Origin of the sequence: Klebsiella pneumoniae complex sp. WS1778 (genome assembly GCF_049472055.1) — a bacterium.
GTDB classification, from domain to species: domain Bacteria; phylum Pseudomonadota; class Gammaproteobacteria; order Enterobacterales; family Enterobacteriaceae; genus Klebsiella; species Klebsiella quasipneumoniae.
Window position 1 is genome coordinate 468,490 of sequence record NZ_JBKGTJ010000001.1, and the last position, 22,175, is coordinate 490,664.

The 22,175-nt window shown below is 59.7% G+C and carries 17 protein-coding genes and 1 pseudogene; 10 read left to right on the forward strand and 8 right to left on the reverse strand.

Annotated features, from left to right (window positions below; translation table 11 throughout):
• Positions 1-66: 66 nt before the first annotated feature.
• Together hrpA and ACLEXF_RS02425 are read left to right on the forward strand one after the other, a co-directional pair.
• Positions 67-3,969, forward strand: a complete 3,903-nt coding sequence (hrpA, locus tag ACLEXF_RS02420) for an ATP-dependent RNA helicase HrpA (RefSeq protein WP_043522974.1) — start codon at positions 67-69, stop codon at positions 3,967-3,969.
• Between the two features lie 254 nt (positions 3,970-4,223).
• Positions 4,224-5,000, forward strand: a complete 777-nt coding sequence (locus ACLEXF_RS02425) for a hypothetical protein (protein ID WP_240708489.1) — start codon at positions 4,224-4,226, stop codon at positions 4,998-5,000.
• Positions 5,001-5,133: 133 nt separating this feature from the next.
• Here the strand turns inward: ACLEXF_RS02425 and ACLEXF_RS02430 are convergent, their stop codons facing one another.
• The 6 genes from ACLEXF_RS02430 to ACLEXF_RS02455 all read right to left on the reverse strand — a co-directional run bounded on the left by ACLEXF_RS02430 (position 5,134) and on the right by ACLEXF_RS02455 (position 11,513).
• On the reverse strand, positions 5,134-5,793 hold the full coding sequence (locus tag ACLEXF_RS02430; protein ID WP_017898725.1) for an O-methyltransferase: 660 nt from the start codon (positions 5,791-5,793) through the stop codon (positions 5,134-5,136).
• A gap of 105 nt (positions 5,794-5,898) precedes the next feature.
• The gene (locus ACLEXF_RS02435; RefSeq protein WP_004204058.1) at positions 5,899-7,269 is read right to left on the reverse strand and encodes an efflux transporter outer membrane subunit; all 1,371 of its coding nucleotides are present in this window, start codon (positions 7,267-7,269) and stop codon (positions 5,899-5,901) included.
• Positions 7,266-8,351 (reverse strand): HlyD family secretion protein, encoded by a 1,086-nt coding sequence (locus tag ACLEXF_RS02440; protein WP_004204059.1) that lies wholly within the window; start codon positions 8,349-8,351, stop codon positions 7,266-7,268. Before ACLEXF_RS02440 ends, ACLEXF_RS02435 begins: the two co-directional genes overlap by 4 nt.
• Before the next feature lie 28 nt (positions 8,352-8,379).
• A complete protein-coding gene (locus ACLEXF_RS02445; RefSeq protein WP_048324020.1) occupies positions 8,380-10,032 on the reverse strand; it encodes an MFS transporter in 1,653 nt (550 codons plus the stop codon).
• Positions 10,032-10,463, reverse strand: coding sequence for a MarR family winged helix-turn-helix transcriptional regulator (locus tag ACLEXF_RS02450; RefSeq protein WP_004204063.1), 432 nt, complete (start codon positions 10,461-10,463; stop codon positions 10,032-10,034). The genes ACLEXF_RS02445 and ACLEXF_RS02450 overlap by 1 nt, the downstream gene beginning before the upstream one ends.
• 135 nt (positions 10,464-10,598) lie before the next feature.
• Positions 10,599-11,513, reverse strand: coding sequence for a LysR family transcriptional regulator (locus tag ACLEXF_RS02455; protein ID WP_017898723.1), 915 nt, complete (start codon positions 11,511-11,513; stop codon positions 10,599-10,601).
• Positions 11,514-11,613: 100 nt separating this feature from the next.
• On the opposite strand from ACLEXF_RS02455, the gene ACLEXF_RS02460 reads away from it, so the two are divergent.
• Genes ACLEXF_RS02460 through ACLEXF_RS02490 form a run of 7 tightly spaced genes read left to right on the forward strand, consistent with a single transcriptional unit; the run spans position 11,614 to position 19,096 of the window.
• Positions 11,614-12,612, forward strand: coding sequence for an aldo/keto reductase (locus ACLEXF_RS02460; protein ID WP_048294689.1), 999 nt, complete (start codon positions 11,614-11,616; stop codon positions 12,610-12,612).
• A gap of 49 nt (positions 12,613-12,661) precedes the next feature.
• The gene (locus ACLEXF_RS02465) at positions 12,662-13,849 is read left to right on the forward strand and encodes an MFS transporter (RefSeq protein WP_264974479.1); all 1,188 of its coding nucleotides are present in this window, start codon (positions 12,662-12,664) and stop codon (positions 13,847-13,849) included.
• Complete coding sequence (locus tag ACLEXF_RS02470; protein ID WP_023289473.1) at positions 13,846-14,910, forward strand: aldo/keto reductase; 1,065 nt, start codon at positions 13,846-13,848, stop codon at positions 14,908-14,910. Before ACLEXF_RS02465 ends, ACLEXF_RS02470 begins: the two co-directional genes overlap by 4 nt.
• A 60-nt stretch (positions 14,911-14,970) precedes the next feature.
• Entirely contained in the window at positions 14,971-16,455 is a 1,485-nt protein-coding gene (locus tag ACLEXF_RS02475; protein ID WP_065697084.1) for an FAD-dependent oxidoreductase, read from the forward strand.
• Positions 16,456-16,457: 2 nt separating this feature from the next.
• Positions 16,458-17,663: an acetyl-CoA C-acyltransferase gene (locus ACLEXF_RS02480; protein ID WP_064150150.1), complete on the forward strand. Its 1,206-nt coding sequence runs from the start codon at positions 16,458-16,460 to the stop codon at positions 17,661-17,663.
• 13 nt (positions 17,664-17,676) lie between these two features.
• Positions 17,677-18,462, forward strand: a complete 786-nt coding sequence (locus tag ACLEXF_RS02485; RefSeq protein ID WP_064150148.1) for an AfsA-related hotdog domain-containing protein — start codon at positions 17,677-17,679, stop codon at positions 18,460-18,462.
• Entirely contained in the window at positions 18,443-19,096 is a 654-nt protein-coding gene (locus ACLEXF_RS02490; RefSeq protein ID WP_017898717.1) for an HAD family hydrolase, read from the forward strand. Before ACLEXF_RS02485 ends, ACLEXF_RS02490 begins: the two co-directional genes overlap by 20 nt.
• 63 nt (positions 19,097-19,159) lie before the next feature.
• Here the strand turns inward: ACLEXF_RS02490 and ACLEXF_RS02495 are convergent, their stop codons facing one another.
• Both ACLEXF_RS02495 and ACLEXF_RS02500 read right to left on the reverse strand, forming a co-directional pair.
• Complete coding sequence (locus ACLEXF_RS02495; protein ID WP_004204074.1) at positions 19,160-20,434, reverse strand: Glu/Leu/Phe/Val family dehydrogenase; 1,275 nt, start codon at positions 20,432-20,434, stop codon at positions 19,160-19,162.
• 212 nt (positions 20,435-20,646) lie between these two features.
• A pseudogene (locus ACLEXF_RS02500) lies at positions 20,647-20,793 on the reverse strand (hypothetical protein).
• Between the two features lie 169 nt (positions 20,794-20,962).
• Between ACLEXF_RS02500 and ACLEXF_RS02505 the strand changes: the two are divergent.
• Complete coding sequence (locus ACLEXF_RS02505; protein WP_004204075.1) at positions 20,963-22,168, forward strand: bifunctional succinylornithine transaminase/acetylornithine transaminase; 1,206 nt, start codon at positions 20,963-20,965, stop codon at positions 22,166-22,168.
• Positions 22,169-22,175 lie beyond the last annotated feature (7 nt).

Sequence of the window (22,175 nt, forward strand, 5' to 3'; positions counted from 1 at the left end):
AGATGTGGTACTCTAAGGCAATACTTCAAAAGAGATTTTCCCGGCAGAGCTCTGCCCGATAACGCTATGACAGAACAACAAAAAATCACCTTCCCCCAGCTTTATCAACAGCTCGACGGCCTGATGCTGCGCGACAAAACGCGCTTTGCCCGCCGTCTGCACGGCGTGAAGAAGGTTAAAAATCCTGAATCGCAACAGGCCATCCTTCAGGAGATGGCGCAGGAGATAAGCCAGGCAGCCAGTAAAGTCCTGCTGCGCGAAGCGGCGCGTCCGGCCATCACCTATCCGGAAAATCTGCCGGTTAGCCAGAAAAAACAAGAAATTCTCGAGGCGGTACGCGATCACCAGGTGGTGATTGTCGCCGGGGAGACCGGTTCGGGTAAAACCACCCAGCTGCCAAAAATCTGCATGGAGCTGGGCCGCGGGCTGAAAGGGCTAATCGGCCATACCCAGCCGCGCCGTCTGGCCGCGCGAACCGTGGCCAACCGTATCGCCGAGGAGCTGCAAACGGAGCCGGGCGGCTGTATCGGCTATAAGGTCCGCTTTAGCGATCACGTCAGCGACAACACCATGGTCAAGCTGATGACCGACGGTATTCTGCTGGCGGAGATCCAGCAGGATCGCCTGCTGATGCAGTACGACACCATCATTATCGATGAAGCGCACGAGCGCAGCCTGAACATTGACTTCCTGCTCGGCTATCTGAAAGAGCTGCTGCCGCGCCGTCCTGACCTGAAAATCATCATCACCTCGGCGACCATCGACCCGGAACGTTTCTCAAAGCATTTCAATAATGCGCCGATTATCGAAGTCTCCGGGCGGACTTACCCGGTGGAAGTGCGCTATCGGCCGATAGTGGAAGAGGCGGACGATACCGAGCGCGATCAGCTGCAGGCGATCTTTGATGCCGTCGATGAGCTCGGGCGCGAAGGGCCCGGCGATATTCTGATCTTTATGAGCGGCGAGCGGGAGATTCGCGATACCGCCGATGCGCTGAATAAGCTGGATCTGCGCCATACCGAAGTGCTGCCGCTGTACGCTCGCTTGTCCAACAGCGAGCAGAACCGCGTCTTCCAGCCGCACAGTGGACGACGCATCGTGCTGGCGACCAACGTGGCGGAAACCTCGCTGACCGTACCGGGCATTAAGTACGTTATCGATCCCGGTACCGCGCGTATCAGCCGCTACAGCTACCGCACCAAGGTGCAGCGCCTGCCGATCGAGCCAGTTTCCCAGGCGTCCGCCAACCAGCGTAAAGGCCGCTGCGGTCGCGTCTCGGAAGGGATCTGTATTCGTCTTTATTCAGAAGACGATTTCCTGTCGCGACCGGAATTTACCGATCCGGAAATTCTGCGCACCAACCTGGCGTCGGTCATCCTGCAGATGACCGCCCTGGGCTTAGGCGATATCGCCGCCTTCCCGTTCGTTGAAGCGCCGGATAAGCGCAACATTCAGGACGGCGTGCGCCTGCTGGAAGAGCTGGGCGCCATCACCACCGATGAGCAGGCCACCGCCTACAAGCTGACCCCGATGGGCCGTCAGCTTAGCCAGTTGCCGGTAGACCCGCGTCTGGCGCGGATGGTGCTGGAGGCGCAGAAGCACGGCTGCGTGCGAGAAGCGATGATCATCACCTCCGCGCTGTCGATTCAGGATCCGCGCGAGCGGCCGATGGACAAACAGCAGGCCTCTGACGAAAAACACCGCCGCTTTCACGATAAAGAGTCTGACTTCCTCGCCTTTGTGAACCTGTGGAACTATCTCGGCGAACAGCAGAAAGCCCTGTCGTCGAATCAGTTCCGCCGTCAGTGCCGGGTCGATTTTCTGAACTATCTGCGCGTGCGCGAGTGGCAGGATATCTATACCCAGCTGCGCCAGGTGGTGAAGGAGCTTGGCCTGCCGATCAACAGCGAGCCAGCGGAATATCGCGAGATCCATACCGCGCTGCTGACCGGTCTGCTGTCGCACATCGGCATGAAGGATGCCGATAAACAGGAGTTTACCGGGGCGCGCAACGCCCGCTTTTCCATTTTCCCGGGGTCCGGTCTGTTTAAAAAGCCGCCGAAGTGGACGATGGTGGCGGAACTGGTGGAGACCAGCCGGCTGTGGGGCCGCATTGCCGCCCGCATTGAGCCGGAGTGGGTGGAGCCGGTAGCGCAGCACCTGATCAAACGCTCATACAGCGAGCCGCACTGGGAGCGGGCGCAGGGCGCGGTGATGGCGACGGAAAAGGTCACCGTCTACGGCCTGCCGATCGTGGGCGCGCGTAAGGTCAACTACAGCCAGATCGATCCGGCGCTGTGCCGCGAGCTGTTTATCCGCCACGCGCTGGTGGAGGGCGACTGGCAAACGCGCCACGCCTTCTTCCGGGAGAACCTGAAGCTGCGGGCGGAAATCGAAGAGCTGGAGCATAAGTCGCGCCGCCGCGACATTCTGGTGGACGACGAGACCCTGTTCGAATTCTACGACCAGCGCATCAGCCACGACGTCATCTCCGCCCGCCACTTCGACAGCTGGTGGAAGCAGGCCAGCAAAGAGACGCCGGATCTGCTCAACTTTGAGAAGAGCATGCTGATTAAGGAAGGGGCGGAGCAGGTTAGCAAGCTGGACTATCCGAACTTCTGGCATCAGGGCAACCTTAAGCTGCGGCTTAGCTATCAGTTTGAGCCGGGCGCCGACGCCGACGGCGTGACGGTGCATATTCCGCTGCCGCTGCTGAACCAGGTGGAGGAGGCCGGGTTTGAATGGCAGATCCCCGGCCTGCGTCGTGAGCTGATTATCGCGCTGATAAAATCGCTGCCGAAGCCGGTGCGGCGCAATTTTGTCCCGGCTCCCAACTATGCGGAAGCGTTTCTTGGCCGGGCGACGCCGCTTGAGCTGCCGCTGCTCGATTCCCTGGAGCGCGAGCTGCGTAAGATGACCGGCGTGACCATCGACCGCGAAGCCTGGCAGTGGGATCAGGTGCCCGATCACCTGAAAATCACTTTCCGGGTGGTGGATGATAAAAACAAGAAGCTGCAGGAAGGGCGCTCGCTGCAGGCGCTGAAAGAGGCGCTGAAGGGCAAAGTTCAGGAGACGCTGTCGGCGGTCGCTGATGATGGCATCGAGCAGAGCGGGCTGCATATCTGGAGCTTTGGCACCCTGGCGGAAAGCTATGAACAGAAGCGCGGCAACTATAAGGTGAAAGCCTGGCCGGCGCTGGTGGACGAGCGCGACAGCGTGGCCATCAAGCTGTTTGATAATCCACAGGAACAGCAGCAGGCCATGTGGCGCGGTCTGCGTCGCCTGCTGCTGCTTAACATTCCGTCGCCCATTAAGTATCTGCACGAGAAACTGCCGAACAAAGCCAAGCTCGGGCTCTATTTCAACCCGTACGGCAAAGTGCTGGATCTGATTGACGACTGCATCTCCTGCGGCGTTGATAAGCTTATCGACGAGGCGGGCGGTCCGGTATGGACGGAAGAGGGCTTCAACCAGCTGCACGATAAAGTTCGCGCCGAGCTCAACGAGACGGTGGTGGAGATCGCCAAACAGGTCGAGCAGATCCTCACCGCGGTGTTCAATATCAACAAACGGCTGAAAGGCCGGGTGGATATGACCATGGCGCTGGGGCTGTCGGACATCAAAGCGCAGATGGCGGGGCTGGTTTACCGCGGCTTTGTCACCAGCAACGGCTTCCGTCGTCTTGGCGATACGCTGCGCTACCTGCAGGCGATTGAAAAGCGCCTGGAGAAGATGGCTATCGATCCGCACCGCGACCGCGCGCAGATGCTGAAAATTGAGAGCGTGCAGCAGGCGTGGCAGCAGTGGCTGAATAAGCTACCGCCGAACCGCCGTGAGGACGACGATGTCCGGGAGATCCGCTGGATGATCGAGGAGCTGCGGGTGAGCTTCTTCGCCCAGCAGCTGGGGACCCCGTACCCCATCTCGGACAAGCGTGTCTTGCAGGCGATGGAGCAGGTGACGCCGTAATCCCACCCTTTTCCCTGCCCGGCGGCGCAGTGCTTGCCGGGCAGGGGAAACCCGGGAGCGGTCGCGAAGCCGTACGCCGTACCCGGTTATCTCCCCGCCCTGATGCTTCCCCGCCGAATGAAAAATGAACGGAATCTGAAAATCGACCTGCCGGCTTGGGTCATCGGCCGTCTTCGCGTATTTTTAGCCTTGTTTCGCAGGAAAACCAGAACACGGAGTCTATTTTTACCCTTCTTGATATGGACAAATTCCTCATGCTGGCGCTGGCTATCCTTGTGATGCCCGCGTGTAAACCCTTCGTTGACGCTTCCTCCTGCGATGAAACACAGCGGGCGATCAACGATGCGAACTTTTTTATTTTGACCTCCCTTCCGCCGCTGAACGGCGAAGTGCAGAGCGTGCAAATCGTCGGCAGCCAGAATAACGAATATGGCGCCCTTCGTTTCGCGCGATGCCGCCGGCTGGCAAGCTATGAGCGGGCAAAAACCCTTAACACCGCACATGGCTCAACGATCGTCAGAGATAATGTTCGCTGGCGAAATGATAAAGGATGGATGCGGGAATATATCCGGCAGACCCGGAGCGCGACGGGAAATATCAGCAAGATGGTGATGCGCGAACAGTTTTATACCGATTCTCTCGGGCGGATTGTGCGCGCCGAAAATGTGTCCGCGACGCAGCAACCGCCCAAAGTCCTGCATACGACCACCTATCAGTATGACGACCGGCACCGCCTGGTCCGTAAAACGGTCAACGGCGGTATGATGGTCATGCTTGCTGTCGATTACCGCTATACGGATGGGCGCCTTAGCCGCATGGCTGACTCGGACTCCACCTCGACGCTGCGTTGGGATGAAAAAGGGCGCTGGATATCCCGGGAAACGACCTCAACGTATAGTGGACCACGCCAGGCCCGTTGTTTAGGGTGGGATCCCGAGGGGAACTGTACTGCGGAGTATGGCGAGCAGCCTGCTGCAGGGGCAATGAAAGATCAGTCTCTGCACTACCAGTATACCTATTATCCTCGATGATCCTCCGCGGCAGAAAGCCCCGCGGGCCCGGCAGCATAGGTTCATGCAGGCTGGTGCTGCCGGGCAGGAGAGCGGGGTTTCTCCGTCTCTCTGGGGGAGAGGGCCGGGGTGAGGGCATCAGGCCGCCCGGATCTCAGCCATTCACCAGCGCCAGCGTAAAGCCATCCCATCCCTTAATGCCCACCGTCTGCAGCGCGGTGGCGGTGAGCCGCGGGTTATCGCCGATCATCTCGATAAACCGACGCACGCCCTGCACACGCGCGTCATCGCTTTGCCCATTAATCACCTCGCCATCGCGCACCACGTTATCGCCCACGATCAGCGTCCCGGGGCGGGAATAGTGCAGCGCCCACTCCAGATAGTGAGGATTATTAGGTTTATCGGCATCAATAAAGATCAGGTCGAATGGCGGCGTGTTCGCCAAATTTTCCAGCGTGTTCAGCGCGGGTCCTTCAATAAGCTCAATGCGCTCGTTTAGCCCGGCGAGGCGGATATTCTGGCGCGCCACCCCCGCATGCGTCGGGTCGGCCTCGAGGGTAATCAGCTTTCCGTCGGCGGGCAGCGCACGCGCCATCCAGATGGCGCTATAGGCGCCGAGCGTGCCAATTTCAAGGATCCGCCGCGCCTGGGTCATGCGCACCAACAGCGCCAGAAATTGCCCCTGATTGGCCGCAACATCATGTTCAGGTAGCCCGGCGCGTTTGTTGTTTTCCAGAACCTGTCTCAGCACGTCATCATCAGGAATAAGCGAAGAAATCATGTAATTATCGACAGCAGACCACTGTTGTTGCATAGATTAACTCCCTGGTGGTAGTAGTGGACGGGTGGCGCAACGCTATCCCGGCCTGAATACTGGCTTCCGCGCTCCGGACGGTGGCGGACCGACGCGCGCAGGCTTTCACGCGTTCATCCAGCCGCCTCCCAGCGCCCGGTACAGATCGATCTGCGCCAGCAGCAGGTTATTCTTCACCTGGACCACGCTAAGCTGGGTGGAGAACAGCGTGCGCTGGGCATCAAGCACATCCAGATACGAAGAGTAGCCGTTACGGTAGCGATTCTGCGCAATGCGCAATGTTTCCTCCGCTACCGCCACCTGTCCCTGCAGCTCGGTCAACTGTTCGCCGTAGCGGCTAATGGCGTCAAGGCTGTCATTGACCTCTTTGAACGCGCCGCGCACCGTTTTCTCATAGCTGTACAGCGCCTGGTTGCGCTGGGCCATGGAGACATCCACCTGGGCGTTTAACGCCTGGCGGTTAAGCAGCGGCGCCAGGATGCTACCGCCAATGCTCCACAGTCGCAGCGGATCGTCGAGCAGATCCGGCAGCGTCCGGTCCTGCAGGCTGCCGGTGGCGGTCAGGTTGATAGACGGCAGCAGCTGCGCCTGCGACGAGGCCAGGGTGGCATCGGCGGCTACCAGCTGACGCTGGGCCTGTACGATATCCGGGCGGCGGTTGAGTAGGGTGGACGGCAACTGCGAGGGCAGACGCAGCGGGGTGAGCCCGGCGAATTCGCCGCGTTTTACCGCGCCGGGGTTATCCCCCAGCAGCACGCTGAGGGCGTTTTCCTGCTGCGCAATCTGGTGCTGCAGCGGCGGGATCTGCGCCCGCGTTGAGCGCAGCTCCGAATCCGCCTGCATCAGCTCAAGGCGCGAGGTATACCCGGTTTCAAACTGACGTTTGGCCAGCCGCCAGGCGTCTTCCCGTGATTGGAGCGTCTGCTGCGTGACCCGCAGCTGCTCATCCAGCGACAGCAGCGTCACGTAGCCCACGGCCACCGAGGCGGCGACGCTCAAATTGGCCGCGGCGGCAGCGGCTTTCTGCGCCTCGAGGCTGGCCCCGGCGGCGCTGGCCGCGCTGCGGTTCGCGCCCCAGATATCGACATCATAGCTGGCGGTCAGGCCGCCTTTGTACAGCGTGCTGTGGATCGGCAGGCCGGTGGCGGCGGACTGCGCGCGGGCGCGGGTGCCGGTCAGGCTGGCATCCAGCGAGGGAAAAAGGCTGCTGTCGGCGGCATACGCCCGCGCCTGATACTCATTGACCCGCTCGCGGGCGATCAGCACATCGCTGTTATAGCGCAGCGCCCGGTCGACATACTGATTCAGCGCACTGTCATGAAAATTGCGCCACCATACGCCTTCCACCGGGCTGGCAGGGCCAACGTCGGCCCGCCAGGCGGCAGGGATGGTCAGGGTCGGCTGCGCGCGCTGGACATCGGCGGACTGACAGCCGACCAGCGCCAGGACGATGACAAGGGTGACCGGGCGGATCATGGCTGCTTCTCCGCGCGGGTATCAATGGTCACCTGCACCGACATGCCGGGGCGCAGGCGCTCGCTGTTGCGCTGCCCCTCGTTAACCGTGATGCGCACCGGGATGCGCTGGGCGATCTTGACGAAGTTGCCGGTAGCGTTGTCCGGCGAAATAGCGCTGAACTCCACCCCGGTCGCCGGGGAGATACTCTGCACCTTGCCGTGGAAGGTCTCGCCGTTGAGCGCGTCAACGGTGAAGGTAACCGGCTGGCCGATACGCACATCGGCCAGCTGGGTCTCTTTCAGGTTGGCGATCACCCAGTGCTGCGGCGGGACCAGCGAAGTCAGATGGGTTCCGGCGCTGACGTAAGCGCCAAGACGCACCGATATCTGCCCCAGCTGGCCGCCGGTGGGGGCGATGATCTGCGTATTCTGCAGGTCAATCTGCGCCAGTTCGAGGGCGGCTTTGGCGCTGGCCACGTCGGCCTCCAGCGAATCGCGATTGACGATGGTCGATTCGAGATCCTGGCGCGACATCTCCAGCGCCGCTTTCGCCTGTTCAATATCCGCTGCCCCCTGGGCGGCGCTGGCGCGGGCGGAATCACGCTCGCGGATCGACAGCGAGCCATCGGCGGTCAGTTCCTGCACCCTTTTTAAATCGGCCTGGATTTTCAGATTCTGCGCGCGGGCGTTTTGCAGCGCGGCTTCGTTTTTGGCGATCGTCGCCTCGGCGCTTTTGCGCTGCTGCAGGTTGTTGCGCAGCGCCGCCTCCTTCATCGCCAGGGTGGCCTGGGCCTGGTGCACCCGCTGCTTATAGATGCGATCGTCTATCTGGAACAGTACCTCGCCCGGCTGAACGATGGCGAAATCCTTGACGTTGACGGCAGTGATGTAGCCGTTGACCTGTGGGCTGATAAAGGTGGTCTGCCCGCGCACGTAGGCGTTGTCGGTAAACTGGCTATGCCGGGTGAACGGCGGTAGCTGCCAGGCATAGAGGATCACCAGTACGCCGACGAGGCCTATCGCCGCGGCGGTAAAAATGGAGACCACGCGAATGTTGTTTCGGGTATTGGCCTGTTGTTTGGCCGCATCCTGCTGACTCATAACGACTCCAGAGATGAAATGATGATAATTATTTGCTGCCAGTGGCGCGTTTTAATGCGATACGGGCGGTTAGTCGTAAGCGAATTAAGCGCCAGAAAACCCACACTAACGTCCCGGCGGAGATCGCCGCCGTCAGCAGATAGGTATCATTCCAGGCGAGAATATTGGCCTGCAGCGTCGCGGCGTTTTGCAGGAGCGTCGTGGCCTGGACGTTAAGCAGCGTGCTGTCGCCGATCTGGCTCTGGTACATCTGACTGTACTGCTGCAGACGCTCGACGATCAGCGGGTTGAGGGTGGTGATCTGATCCGCCAGCTGACTGGAGTGAAATTTCTCCCGCCAGGTCTGGAAAGTACCGAGGATCGCCGATCCCAGCAGGCCGCCGATGTTCTGGCTCATGCCGAACAGCACCGAGAAGCTGACCAGGTTGCGCGGATCGGCGAACACCCCGCCAATACCGGCGAGCATCGCCGGCGCCAGAAAGAAGGCGCTGCCGAAGCCAAGCAAAAACTGGCTGAACATCAGTTGTTCCGGGCGGGTGAGGGCGTTGGACTGACTGTCGAGCAGCGAGGCCACCATGATCAGCGCCAGGGCGGTGGCGGTCGGCCAGTAGAGCTTCTGCGGGTTAAGCGTCAGGCAGCTGGCAATGATCCCGCACAGAATGCCGGCGAAAATTGACCACGCAAGGTTGGTCATCTGTTCGTTTTGCAGGCCAACGTACTGCAGCCAGCCGATCACCCCGGTATTCTGCTCCGCCAGCACGATGCGGATCAGCAGCATAATCAGACCGAGGCGCAGGATACTGCCGCTGGAGAGCCATTTGGTATTGAGCAGGGGATTGCTGCGGTTATGCTCGAAGGCGATGGCAGCGACGATCAGCACCACCGCCGCCGCCAGCGACCAGCCGATCCACGGCGCTTCGAACCACCACTCGAGCCGCCCCAGCGAAAGCACCGCGCACACCAGCGCCATGCCGGGGGCCAGCAGGAAGAAGGTGATAAAATCCTTCTTCTCGAACACCTTTTTACGATCGCTCGGCGGCAGCTTCAGCGCGATGACGCAGGCCAGCGACACCAGCGCCAGCCCCAGTTCAAAGAAGTAGAGCCCGCGCCATTCGTCGCTCTGCAGCAGCTCGGTGGAAAAGAGGCGCGCCAGCGGAATGGCCAGCGACGAGCCAGTGATACCGATGGTCAGCCCTTTAAGGCGGTGGCGTGCGGGCCAGGCCTGCACCTGATAGTAGATCCCCAGCGAGCTGAGCGCCGCGGCCACCATGCCGTGGGCGGCGCGGACCATCATCGCCGAGCTGAGATCGTTGACGAACAGGTGGAAGAAGGTGACCAGCACATAGAGCACCAGAAAGCCTTCGGTAAAGGCGCGCAGCCCGAACTGCTGACGAAATTTCACCAGCAGCAGGTTGATGGAGACGTTGGTCATGACATACACCGCCGGCAGCCAGGCGATCTCCGTCGACCAGGCGGCGAAGGTGCCCTGCAGCAGCTGCAGATTGGCGGTGACTACCGCGTTGCCCAGCGCGCCGGTGAGGCACACCAGCAGCCCGACCACCCCGTAGGCCAGGCGCTTCGCCGGGCTGTGCAGCGGCGTCGATGGCGAGCCGAGCAGGGCCGGTTTTTCATGCGGCGCCCAGTCATGGGGGGCGTAAGGGTTACTCTGACGACGGGGCATTATTTCTTCTCCACTTCACGCAACAGCTTTTCCAGCACCCGCTGAGTTTGTTCCCGCTCCTGCGGAGTAATCGCCGTCAGGATCTCTTCACGCAGATCGTCCGCCACCGTTTTGACCTGCTCGAAGAGGGCCTGCCCCTGGTCGGTGACCACCAGCAGCCGCTTGCGTTTATCGCGGTCGGTGGTGACGCGCTCCACCAGGCCGAGGGTCACCAGGCGGTTGATCAGCGGCACAATTGTCGCGCTCTCAACTCCCAGCTCCTGCGCCAGTTCGCTTTGCGACAGCGGCTGGTGATGGCGGGCGATAGCGGCGACCGCTACCCAGCTGGCCTGGCTGAGGCCGAGGTTTTTCAGCCGACGATTAACCGCCAGCCGCCAGTGATGGGCGGTCAGATATAAAAGATGGGAGAAGTTAAGCTGTCGATGGTCCATAGGTCGTCTGCCAAAATCGTTAGAGCTCTAACGAGTTTATGCCTGACGACCGACGAAATTCAAGGGAAAGGATAAATAAGGGTTAACGGTGTGTGCGTTTATTGTAGCGAACAGGAGGATACCCCCTCAGGCCATTTACTCATGGAGGATGCTCTTATTCTGCGCCATCACCCAGGTGATAAAAGCGCGCAGGGGCGCGGGAATATGTTTGCGACTCGGATAGTAGACGCAGAAATGATCCGCCGGGTAGCGGTAGCTGGGCAATAAGCGGATCAGGCTGCCGGCGTTCAGTTGCGCGGAGACCAGCGACTGATAGACAAAGGCGATCCCCAGTCCGCTCTCCGCCGCCTGGATCATCGCCGTATCGGAATCGACGACCAGATCGCCTTTGACTGCGACTTCGCCTGGCTCGCCGTCGGGGCTGATAAACTCCCACCGATACTTTTCGCCGCTGGGAAAACATCGGTTGATACAGCGAAAATTGATCAGCGACTGCGGGGTGTCGGGCGCTCCGGCCTGGCGGAGATAGTCCGGGCTGGCTACCGGGATCAGCGACAGTTTCTCGCCAAAGGGGATGGCAATCATATCTTTGGGCACATCCCGGGAATAACGAATGCCAGCGTCAAAACCGGACTCGATAATATTCACTTTCCGATCGGTGGTAAACAGCTCCAGCGTCACGTCAGGATAGGCGGTTTTAAAAGCAATAAAATAGCGCTGAAAGAAAAGGTCGAGAACAATGCGCGGTAAATTGACTTTCACCACCCCTTCCGGGGTCAGACGGTGATAATTCAGACTGTCGACTACCCGGCGATAATCATTAACCACCGGCGTCATATTATTAAGAAATTCCTCACCCACGGCGGTTAAAGACAAACTGCGCGTCGAGCGATTGAGCAGGCGCACGCCTAATTTTTCTTCCAGATGATTAATAGCGCTGGTGAGGGCCGGCGGTGAAAGATTTAATGCTCTGGCAGCTTGTCGAAAACTACCATGTTTCACTATGAGTATTAATATTTCAATTTGTTGCAAATCAGGCAACGTTTTCATTGTTAATTTCCAGCTAACACCGCGTTCGGAATAGATTAATTGTTATCAATGTAAAAGGGAAGTATATATTTAATAACATTCAGCACGTAAGGAAAATAAGGTGAAAACACGTTATCTCGGAAAAGAGAAGTTCCAGGTTTCCGCATTGGGTCTCGGGTGTATGGGAATGAGTTTTGCCTATGGCGGCGCTGAGGAGTCGCAGGCGATAAATACCATCCATGCCGCAGTGGACATGGGCGTGACCTTCCTCGATTCCGCCGAAGTGTATGGGCCATTTGACAATGAAGTCCTTGTCGGGAAAGCGATTAAAGGCATCCGCGATAAGGTGCAGATTGCCACCAAATTTGGCTTTCGTATTCTGCCGACCGGCCAGGGGCTGGAGCGGATGGCCGGCGTCGACAGCCGTCCGGAACATATTCGTGAGGCGGTGGAAGGGTCGCTGAAGCGGCTGAATATCGAGACCATCGATCTGCTCTATCAGCACCGCGTCGATCCCGCGGTGCCGGTGGAAGAGGTGGTGGGCACCATGGCCGACCTGGTTAAAGAGGGTAAAATTCGCCACATCGGGCTGTCGGAAGTGTCAGCCCAGACGCTGCGCCGGGCCTGCAAGGTGCATCCGATTACCGCGGTGCAGACGGAATACTCGCTGTGGACCCGTGAGCCGGAGGGCGGCATCCTCAAGGCCTGCCGCGAGCTGGGGGTGGGCTTTGTCCCTTACAGCCCGCTGGGGCGCGGCTTCCTGACAGGCAAAATCACCGACCCCAGCCTCTTCGCTGCCGATGATTTTCGTCGCAATCTGCCGCGCTTCCAGGCCGAAACCATGCGCAAAAACCAGCAGTTGCTCGACCGTCTGCAGCAGGTCGCCGGCCGCTACGATGCCACCCTGGCGCAGATGGCTCTCGCCTGGGTGATGAGCAAAGGCGAAGATATCGTGCCGATCCCCGGGGCACGAAAAATCAATCACCTGCGCGATAATGCCGCTGCGGCCGATATTATGCTCTCGCCTGAAGATATTCTCACCATCGATCATATTTTCGCTGCCGAAAACGTCGCCGGCTTACGCTATAACCAGGGCGACTTTAATTTAATCGATAAATAATCTCCTGAATACGTTCCTCCCGCCGTTCTGGCGGGAGATAAGGTAACTTATGACTATTGCTATTTCCCGTCCGGCGGGATTGCCTGCGGCGGTGTATGCGCTTTCCGTGGGTTCATTTGGTATTGGCACCACCGAATTTGTGATTATGGGTTTATTACTCGATGTGGCCCATGATTTTCATATATCCATTACCCTTGCCGCCTGGTCTATTACCGCTTATGCCTGTGGGGTGGTGATTGGCGCGCCGCTGCTTACGCCGCTATTAAGCCGTTATCGCAAAAAACCGGCGCTGTTATTTTTGATGATCTTATTTTCCATTGGAAATTTAGGCTGCGCGATCGCCGGTAATATGACCATGCTAATTATTGCCCGGGTAATAACCGCTTTCGCTCACGCTTCGTTTTTCGGAATAAGCTCAGTCTATGCCGCGGAGCTGGCGCCGGTAGATAAACGAGCTTCGGCGGTCTCCGCCGTGTTTCTCGGCGCCACCCTGGCCAATATTCTGGGCGTGCCGCTCGGCGCCTGGGTGGGGCAGTACCTTGGCTGGCGCTATACCTTCTATATGGTCACGCTGATCGGCGTTCTCTCCGCCCTGGCTGTCATTGCCCTGGTGCCTGGCCGTCAGGCGCAACCGTCGGCCCAGAGCCGGATCCGTGATGAGCTAAAGGTGCTCCGCCATCCCGCGGTGCTGCGCAGCCTGCTGATCACTGCCCTCGGGTTCTCCGGCGTCTTCGCCGCCTTCACCTACATCGCGCCGATGCTGAAAACCGTCACCGGGATGAGCGAACACCTTATTCCGCCGGTGCTGATGCTGTTCGGCGTTGGGATGGTCGCCGGGAATCATCTTGGCGGCCGACTGACCGACGGCGGCGTCCGCCGGGCGCTGCTGCTGACTCTCGCTTTGCTGAGCGTCGTCCTGTGCCTTTTCCCGTTGGCTATTCAGACGCTGCCTGGTGCCTGCGCGGCGGTGTTTTTGCTGGGGGCGGCGATGTTCTCCACCATTCCGCCGCTGCAGATGCAGGCGCTGGACAGCAGTGAGAGCGGTAAAAGCATGGTCTCCTCGTGCAATATCGCCGCCTTTAACCTCGGCAATGCCGGCGGCGCCTGGTTTGGCGGGCTGCTGCTCGCCTCCGGCGTCTCTCTATCTCACATTCCTCTGGCCGGTGCTTGCCTGACCGCCAGCGGATTGGTTATCGCTAGTGTGACGTTGTCACCTTTAAAAGGAAGTCAAGCATGAAGTATCGGTATTTAGGTTCCACCGGGCTGTCGGTTTCGGAGCTCTGTTTCGGCGCCATGACGTTTGGTGAGAAAGGGGCCTTTCTCGGCGCGCCGGGGCGCAACTGGTCGGAATTCGGCGTGGTGCCTGAGCAGACGGCCTACGATCTGGTGTACAAAGCGCTGGACGCCGGGATTAACTTTTTTGATACCGCGGACTGTTATAAGAACGGCCAGGGCGAAGAGCTGCTCGGCAACGCGCTGAAGGGAAAACGCCAGCAGGTGATTATCGGCACGAAAGGGCGCTGGCAAACCGACCCCAACCCGAATGCGCTGGGGGCGTCGCGCTACCATATCATCAATGCCGTCGAGGCCAGCCTGCAGCGGCTGAAGACCGATTATATCGATATCTATCACCTTCACGGGTTCGATCCGCGCACCGCACTGGAGGATACCCTGCGCACGCTGGATACCCTGATCCGCGCCGGGAAAATTCGCTATATCGGGGTCTCCAACTACGCGGCCTGGCAGCTGGCGAAGGCGCTGGGGATCTCGGAGCGCCTTGGGCTGGAGAAATTCTGCGTCTATCAGGGCTATTACAATATCGCCGCGCGTGAACTGGAGCATGAGATTATCCCCCTCAGCGTCGATCAGAACGTCGGCATCACCGTCTGGAGCCCGCTGGCCGGGGGCTTTCTCACCGGCAAATACCCGCGCAATCAGGCGTTTCCCGAAGGTAGTCGCCTGGCGAACGCCACGCCGTTCGAATCCGCGCCGATCGCCAACCGCGAGCAGGCCTGGCAGACCCTGGAGGTGATGCAGGAGATTGCCCGCCAGCGCAACGCCAGCGTCGCGCAGGTGGCGCTCAACTGGCTGCGTACCCGTCCGGGCATCGCTTCGCTGGTGATCGGCGCGACCAAACTGGCCCAACTGGAAGATAACCTGGCGGCGCTGAACTGGACGCTGAGCGACGAGGAGACGGCGATCCTCAACAGCGTGAGCGAGAAAGAGAAACCATACCCCTACTGGCATATCTGCAATGTCGCCGGCGATCGTCGTCTGGCCGATGATATCTATCCCTAATCACCCTGCACCCAGGCAACACGCGTATGCCCCACATGGGGCATACAGAGAGGCTCGATCGTGAAAAAAGTACTCATTGTTGGCGCCGGCCCGGTAGGGTTAATCATTGGCTGCTATCTGAATAAGTATGGAATTGATTTTGATATCATTGATAAAAATACCCACAGCACCACCTGGTCCAAAGCGCTGAGCGTCAGTCCGGCGACCATTAAAGCCTTCCACGGCTTAGGCCTTGCCGGGGAACTGATCGCCCAGGGAAAACAGGTGCAGTCAGTCTACGCTTACTATAAAAACCGCAAATTTCTGCATATTGATAACCGCCGACTCGCCACCTGCTATCCCTTCCATGTCAGTATCCCGCAGCCGCGGACGGAGAAGATCCTCGAAACGGCATTAGCCGCCGCCGGGCGGCAGGTGAGACGCGGGCACCAGCTGGTCTCCTGGCGCCGGGAGGGGGAGCGCTATCACGTCTCCCTGCTCGACGATGCCCGTCGGGCCTGTTCCGCCGCTTATGACTATATTATTGGCGCCGACGGCGCGGCCAGCACCGTCCGGGAGCTGGCCGGGATCGGCTTTAGCGGTCATGACTATCCGCTGCATTTTGTGATGGCGGATGTGCAGTTCGACCCCGCGGCGGCGCTCCCGGGGACCTCCTACCATATTGATGAGCAAGGCTTTCTGATTTTCCTGCCCATGCCGGACAATCAGGTCAGGATTGTGATTAAAAAAGCCGGGCGCTTGCCGTCGCCGCGTCCGGTGCCGGACCTGCAGGAGATTAACGCCGCGCTGGCGCGCTACTGCCCTCAGGTGCCGCCGGCGCAGAGGCTCACCTGGTCCTCCAGCGCCAATTTCTATAACCGCATCGCCGATGACAATCTGCAGCACCATATTATGCTGGCGGGAGATGCCTTCCACCTGTTCAGTCCCATTGGCGGGCAGGGGATGAACACCGGCGTCCAGGATGCGGTGAACCTCGCCTGGAAGCTGGCTTTCTGTCTGCACGGCGTGGCCACTGACCGACTGCCGGCGTCCTATCGCACCCAGCGCTTCGCCGCGGTGAGCGGTGTGCTGCGCTCCACCGACCATGATACTGGCCTGATCGCCGGTCTGGTGCCGAGAAATCATATCGATGGGGTCTACTTTCCGGAGTTTTGCAACCGTCACTACTATCGTCACCAGCTGCCGCTGCAGTACGCCGGTTTCACCGCGACGCAGGCGCAGGAGCCGGACGGCCTCGCAGGACACCATGTTCCCTGGTACGTTTTTGCCTCGCCGCAGGCGACGTTTCGCAACAGCTATGACGCCTTCGCCAGCGGTAAGGTGGTGATCTTTTCCGCCCGCGCCGCCTGTCCTCCTTTGTCCCGCCTGAAGCAGGCCGGCTGGTTTATGTTCTGCTCCCTCGAACCGGCGGACAAGGCGTTTCTTGAGGCGCTACAGATCGGTCCCGATGACTACGCGGTGGTTAATCCCGATGGCTATGTGGGCTTTACCGGCAGCGAAGCCGGGACGCGGCAGTATCTTTCCTCGCTCTACGTAATGGAATAATCATGAACAAAGTCTATATCGTCGCGGCCTGCCGTACGCCGGTGGGGCGCTTTCTTGGTGCCCTGAAAACGGTCTCCGCGGTGGAGCTGGCAGCGCTCACCGTCAGGCACAACCTGCAGCAGGCCGGCATTGACCCGGCGTGGATCGATGAGGTGATCTGCGGCTGCGTCCTCGCCGCCGGGCAGGGAATGGGACCGGCGCGTCAGGTTGCGCTGCGGGCAGGGATCCCGGTGCAAACGCCGGCTTACACCCTGAATATGATCTGCGGTAGCGGCATGAAAAGCATGACCGAAGGGGCGATCCATATCCAGAGCGGTTATGCCGACCTGGTGGTCGCCGGCGGAATGGAAAATATGAGTCAGGCGCCGTTTTTGCTGCAGGGAGAGATAAGGGGCGGGATGAAATTCGGCGCATTCAGCAGTGAGGATGTGATCCAGCGCGACGGGTTAACCGATCCGCTGCTGCAGATTCCGATGGGGGAAACGGCGGAGGCCATCGCCGCGCAGGAGCAGATCTCGCGCGCGGCGCAGGACCGGTATGCGCTGGAGAGCCATCAAAAAGCCTCCGCCGCCAGCCGTGCCGGCTATTTTGCCGATGAGATTGTGCCGGTGACGGTCAGCGCGAAGCGGGGCGTCAGCACGGTCCGCGAGGATGAGCCGATCCGCCATGATCTTAGCGCCGGGCAGCTGGCGGCGCTGAAACCTGCTTTTCGCGCTGACGGCAGCGTCACGGCGGGCAACGCCTCCGGGCTGAACGATGGCGCCGCGTCGGTGATCCTCGCTTCGGCGCGCGCCGTTGCCCGCTATGGCCTGCAGCCGCTGGCGGAGATCGTCTCCTTTGGCGAAGGCGGCGTCGATCCGTCCATGATGGGGCTCGGCCCACTGCCGGCGATAGCGTGCGCCCTGCGCCGCGGTGGTTTTCAGCTCAGCGATATGGCCCGGCTGGAGATTAACGAAGCCTTTGCCGCGCAGGTATTGGGGGTGGTCAGGGGACTGGCCAGAGAGCATCAGATGACGGAGGAGGAGATTGCTTCCCGCCTGAACGTCCACGGCGGCGCGATCGCCCTCGGTCACCCGCTGGGCAGTTCCGGGACGCGGATCGTGGTCAGCCTGGTGCACGCGCTGCGCCGGGAGAATCAACCGACCGGCCTGGCGTCGCTGTGCATCGGCGGCGGGATGGGGATTGCGTTACTGGTGAAAACGATCTGAGGAGACAAGCGCCATGGAAAAATTAATTGTGGTGGGTGAGAAATTTACCGATTTTGCCCGGCGGCATGAGAATGTGCTGACGGTTAATGAGTTTGAGCGGTTTGTCTGGAGCGGCGAGCTGGCCGGCGTCGATAAAATCGTTATTGGTCAGGGGGTACAGCTCGACGACATCTCCCGCACCATCTGCATTATTCGTCAGCACTATCCGGATAAAATCCGCCAGATCGTCAATCTGCAGGATCTCTATTATCAAAACAACCGCGATCATCAGCGGCTGGTACATAAACGTAAAAAAGCGAATATCCTCATCACCTCGCCGGAACAACGCGATGAGGATAGCTATTGCGCGCGCCTGATCCTGCAGGATGCCTCGGAGTTACTCTGCGACCACCAGACCGGGCAACATATTCAGGGGATGGTGCTGATCGAGGCGGCGCGGCAGACCATCATCGCCACCTCGGAAAAATTCCTGCTGGCGGAGGCCGGCGTGGCAATGGCGGAGAAGTACTTTACCCTGAGCTCGCTGCAGGTGGCCTTTTCCTGCTTTGTTTTTCCGCTGCCGGTGACCATCGTCCTCAATGTGGTGTCACGCAAAAGTTCAGCCCATGGCCGCTTCACCTGCGAATGCTCGGTGGGGTTTGACCAGACCGGCACCCGCAAAGCGGAAGTTGGCTTTAGCTTCAGCGTCTATGACCTTAACTACATCACTCGCAAAGAGTGCGAGCAGGCGGCGCAGTGCCATCAACATTATCTGGTCAGTATTGAGCAGGGGGACGGGGATGAGCATCGCCTTTTTTGATGTGGATGAAACGCTGATTACCGGCAAAAGTATGTTCCTGTTTCTGCACCGCTATGCCGAGGAATATCCGCTGCAGTGCGGTTTGACGGCCGCGGCGATTGTCCGCCAGCTTCAGGCGCTTAGCGAAGCGGGTCAACCGCGGGAAGCGATCAACCGCTACTATTACTCGCTGTTTCGCCACGAGTCGCGCCCCCGGGTGCGGGCGGTCGCCGAGCGTCTGTATCGCGAAGGCGGATATGGTTTTCACCACGAGGTGGTGGCGCGCCTCAGGCAGCATCAGGCGCGGGGGGATGACGTGGTGTTTGTCTCCGGGTCGATGACCGACATTCTCTGGCCGGCGATGGCGGCGCTGGGGGTGGAACATGCCCTGTGCTCGGAGCCGGTGGTGGTGGATGACCGCTATACCGGCGAGCTCTGGCGGACCGCCATCGGCGAACACAAGGCGACGCATGCCCAGTGCTATGCGCAGAAACAGGGCCAGCCGCTGGCGGCGTGCTACGCCTTTGGCGATCATATCTCGGATCTGCCGCTGCTCACCGTGGTTGGTCACCCCTGCGCGGTGAATCCCTGTCCGGGTCTGCTGGCGGAGGCGCAGCGTCGGGGATGGCCAGTGCTGTGGTCCACCGTCGGCTGACGGCGCGACGGCAAAAAAAAAGGGGCGGCGCAATGCCACCCCTGGTGCACTTTCTGACGGGGATCAGCCCGGGTAGATGCCGCGGTCTTTACGCGCCATCAGGATGCGCTCGCAGGCTACGATATAGGCGGCGGTACGCAGCGTACATTCTTTCTCGGCCGCTTTATCGCAGACGTGAATGATGGCGTCGGTCATGATGCGGTCCATCTTGGCGTTGATCTCCTCTTCGCTCCAGAAGAAGCTGGCCATGTCCTGCACCCACTCAAAGTAGCTGACGGTCACCCCGCCGGCGTTACAGATAACGTCCGGCACCACGATCACCCCGCGCTCGGCCAGCACATCGTCCGCTTCCGGATAGGTTGGGCCGTTGGCCCCTTCCAGCACCAGTTTGCAGGTCAGCTTCTCAGCGCGCTCGCGGGTGATTTGCCCTTCCAGCGCCGCCGGGATCAGGATGTCCATTGGGGTGGTCCAGAAAGCCTCTTTATCAATCTCCTGGGCGCCCGGGAAACCCGCGATCTGCTTTTTCTCCGCCTGCCAGGCGGTGAGGGCGGCCATATCAATTCCGCCTTCGTTGTACAGGGTGGCGGTGTGATCCTGAATAACCACGATACGGGCGCCGACGCCGGCGAACAGGCGCGCCGCTTCGCTACCGACGTTACCAAAGCCCTGCAGCGCCACTTTAGCGCCTTCAATTTCGATGCCGGCGCGACGGGCCACTTCCCGGCCGGTAACGAACACGCCGCGTCCGGTGGCTTTTTCACGACCGAGGGAGCCGCCGAGGTGGATCGGTTTGCCGGTGACCACGCCGGTGATGGTGGTGCCATGGTTCATGGAGTAGGTGTCCATCATCCACGCCATCACTTTGCCGTTGGTGCCAACGTCCGGCGCCGGAATATCTTTCTGCGGCCCGATGATAATGCCGATTTCGCTGGTGTAGCGGCGAGTCAGGCGTTCCAGTTCACCTTCCGACAGCGAGAAGGGGTCGACGCGGATGCCGCCTTTGGCTCCGCCGTAAGGAATATTGACCGCGGCGCACTTAATGGTCATCCAGGCAGAAAGTGCCATGACTTCGTTAAGATCGACATCCGGATGGTAGCGAACACCACCTTTACCCGGTCCACGCGAAAGATTGTGCTGAACGCGATAGCCCTCGAAGTGGCGAATGGTGCCGTCGTCCATCTGCACAGGGATGTCGACGATCAGCGCACGCTTCGGATGGCGCAGGGTTTCCACCCAGTAGGCAAGATCGCCGAGATAAGGCGCGACACGGTCGATCTGGCGCAGGTAGGTGGTCCATGGAGATGTACTACTTTCAGATGCGTAAGATAACTTTTCCATAAGAGTCCTGTTTCTCAGTGTTATTTATGTCGTGTAAAACCGTGGAATAGCTACAGCAGTAAACTCTGTGCAATGAATGGTATCACCAATTTTATAAAGCGGTATTTGACGGCAATTCCGATTTTTAAATTTTTGTTAGATTTTTTATTTTTTAAGTGAATAACTACGCACAAGAACCACCCGCAAGCTGTGCATTTTAATTCACTTTTTATTCACTTAAGTGAATGGGAAAATATTTTTTCTATGTTTTTCATTATCTTGATGATCTTCAAAAAGTGAATAAATTGCGTTTCCCCGTATTGACAATCTTATTGTTCACAGGCCAGCATTAGCCCACACAACAACATGGCATTAACCATGAATTAACAATTACACGCACAAAGAATAGGGCTTAACTTTTCTGTGGTGAATATTTTTACCATCGCAGCGGGCGCGCTCGTGCCCAAAATAAGCCGAGGGTCAGGGTTAATGTCGATTGTCCAACGCGACGGGAGGGTTTTCCGTCGCCTTACGTTCCGGAGATAAATTATGTCAGGCAGCATGACTCGCGAAGATTTTGACGCTTACCTGGTTCCCTGTTTTGCCCCCGCGCCGTTTATTCCGGTGAGGGCGGCGGGCTCCCGCGTCTGGGACCAGCAGGGGAAAGAGTATATTGATATGGCGGGCGGCATCGCAGTGAACGCCCTGGGCCATGCTCACCCGGCGCTGGCAGAGGCCCTGCAGGGGCAACTGGCGAAACTGTGGCATATCGGCAATGGCTATACCAACGAACCGGTGCTGCAGCTGGCGAAAACCCTCGTGCAGTCCACCTTTGCCGACAAGGTGTTCTTCTGCAACTCCGGCGCCGAAGCGAACGAGGCGGCCCTTAAGCTGGCGCGGAAATATGCCCACGATAAGTTCGGCGGTGAAAAAAGCGAAATCATCGCCTTCAACCACGCCTTCCATGGCCGGACGCTGTTCACCGTCTCCGTCGGCGGCCAGCCGAAATATTCCAGCGATTATGCGCCGCTGCCGCAGGGCATTACCCATCTGCCCTATAACGATATCGAGGCGGTGACTGCGGCGATCTCCTCGCGCACCTGCGCGGTGATTGTCGAGCCGATTATCGGCGAAGGCGGGGTGATCCCGGCGGACCCGGCGTTCCTCCAGGCGCTGCGCGCCCTTTGCGATCGCCATCATGCCACCCTGATATTTGATGAGGTACAGACCGGCGCCGGGCGTACCGGCCATCTCTACGCCTACCAGCATTACAACGTCGTCCCGGACATCCTCACCAGCGCCAAAGGGCTGGGGGGCGGCTTCCCGATCGGCGCGATGCTGGCGAAAGAGGCCTGGGCGCAGGTCTTCCAGCCAGGCACCCATGGCACCACCTTCGGCGGCAACCCGCTGGCGGCGACCGTCGCCAACGCCGTGCTGGCCCATCTGGATGCGCCGCTGCTGGCGGGCGTCGGCGAGCGCCATGCGCTGATCGTCGACCAGCTGAATGCCCTCTCTGCCCGTTACGATGCGTTTAGCGCCGTGCGCGGCGCCGGTCTGCTGATCGGCGCCGAGCTGGCGGGACCGCTGCGCGGGAAGGCCAAAACCCTGACCAACCTGGCGGCGGAAGAGGGTGTGATCGCCCTGATTGCCGGTCCGGACGTGCTGCGCTTCGCGCCGGCGCTCAATATCCCGCTGGCAGATATTGCGGAAGCCTTCGTGCGCCTCGATCGCGCCGTTGCCCGCTTAACCCGCTAACCGGGAG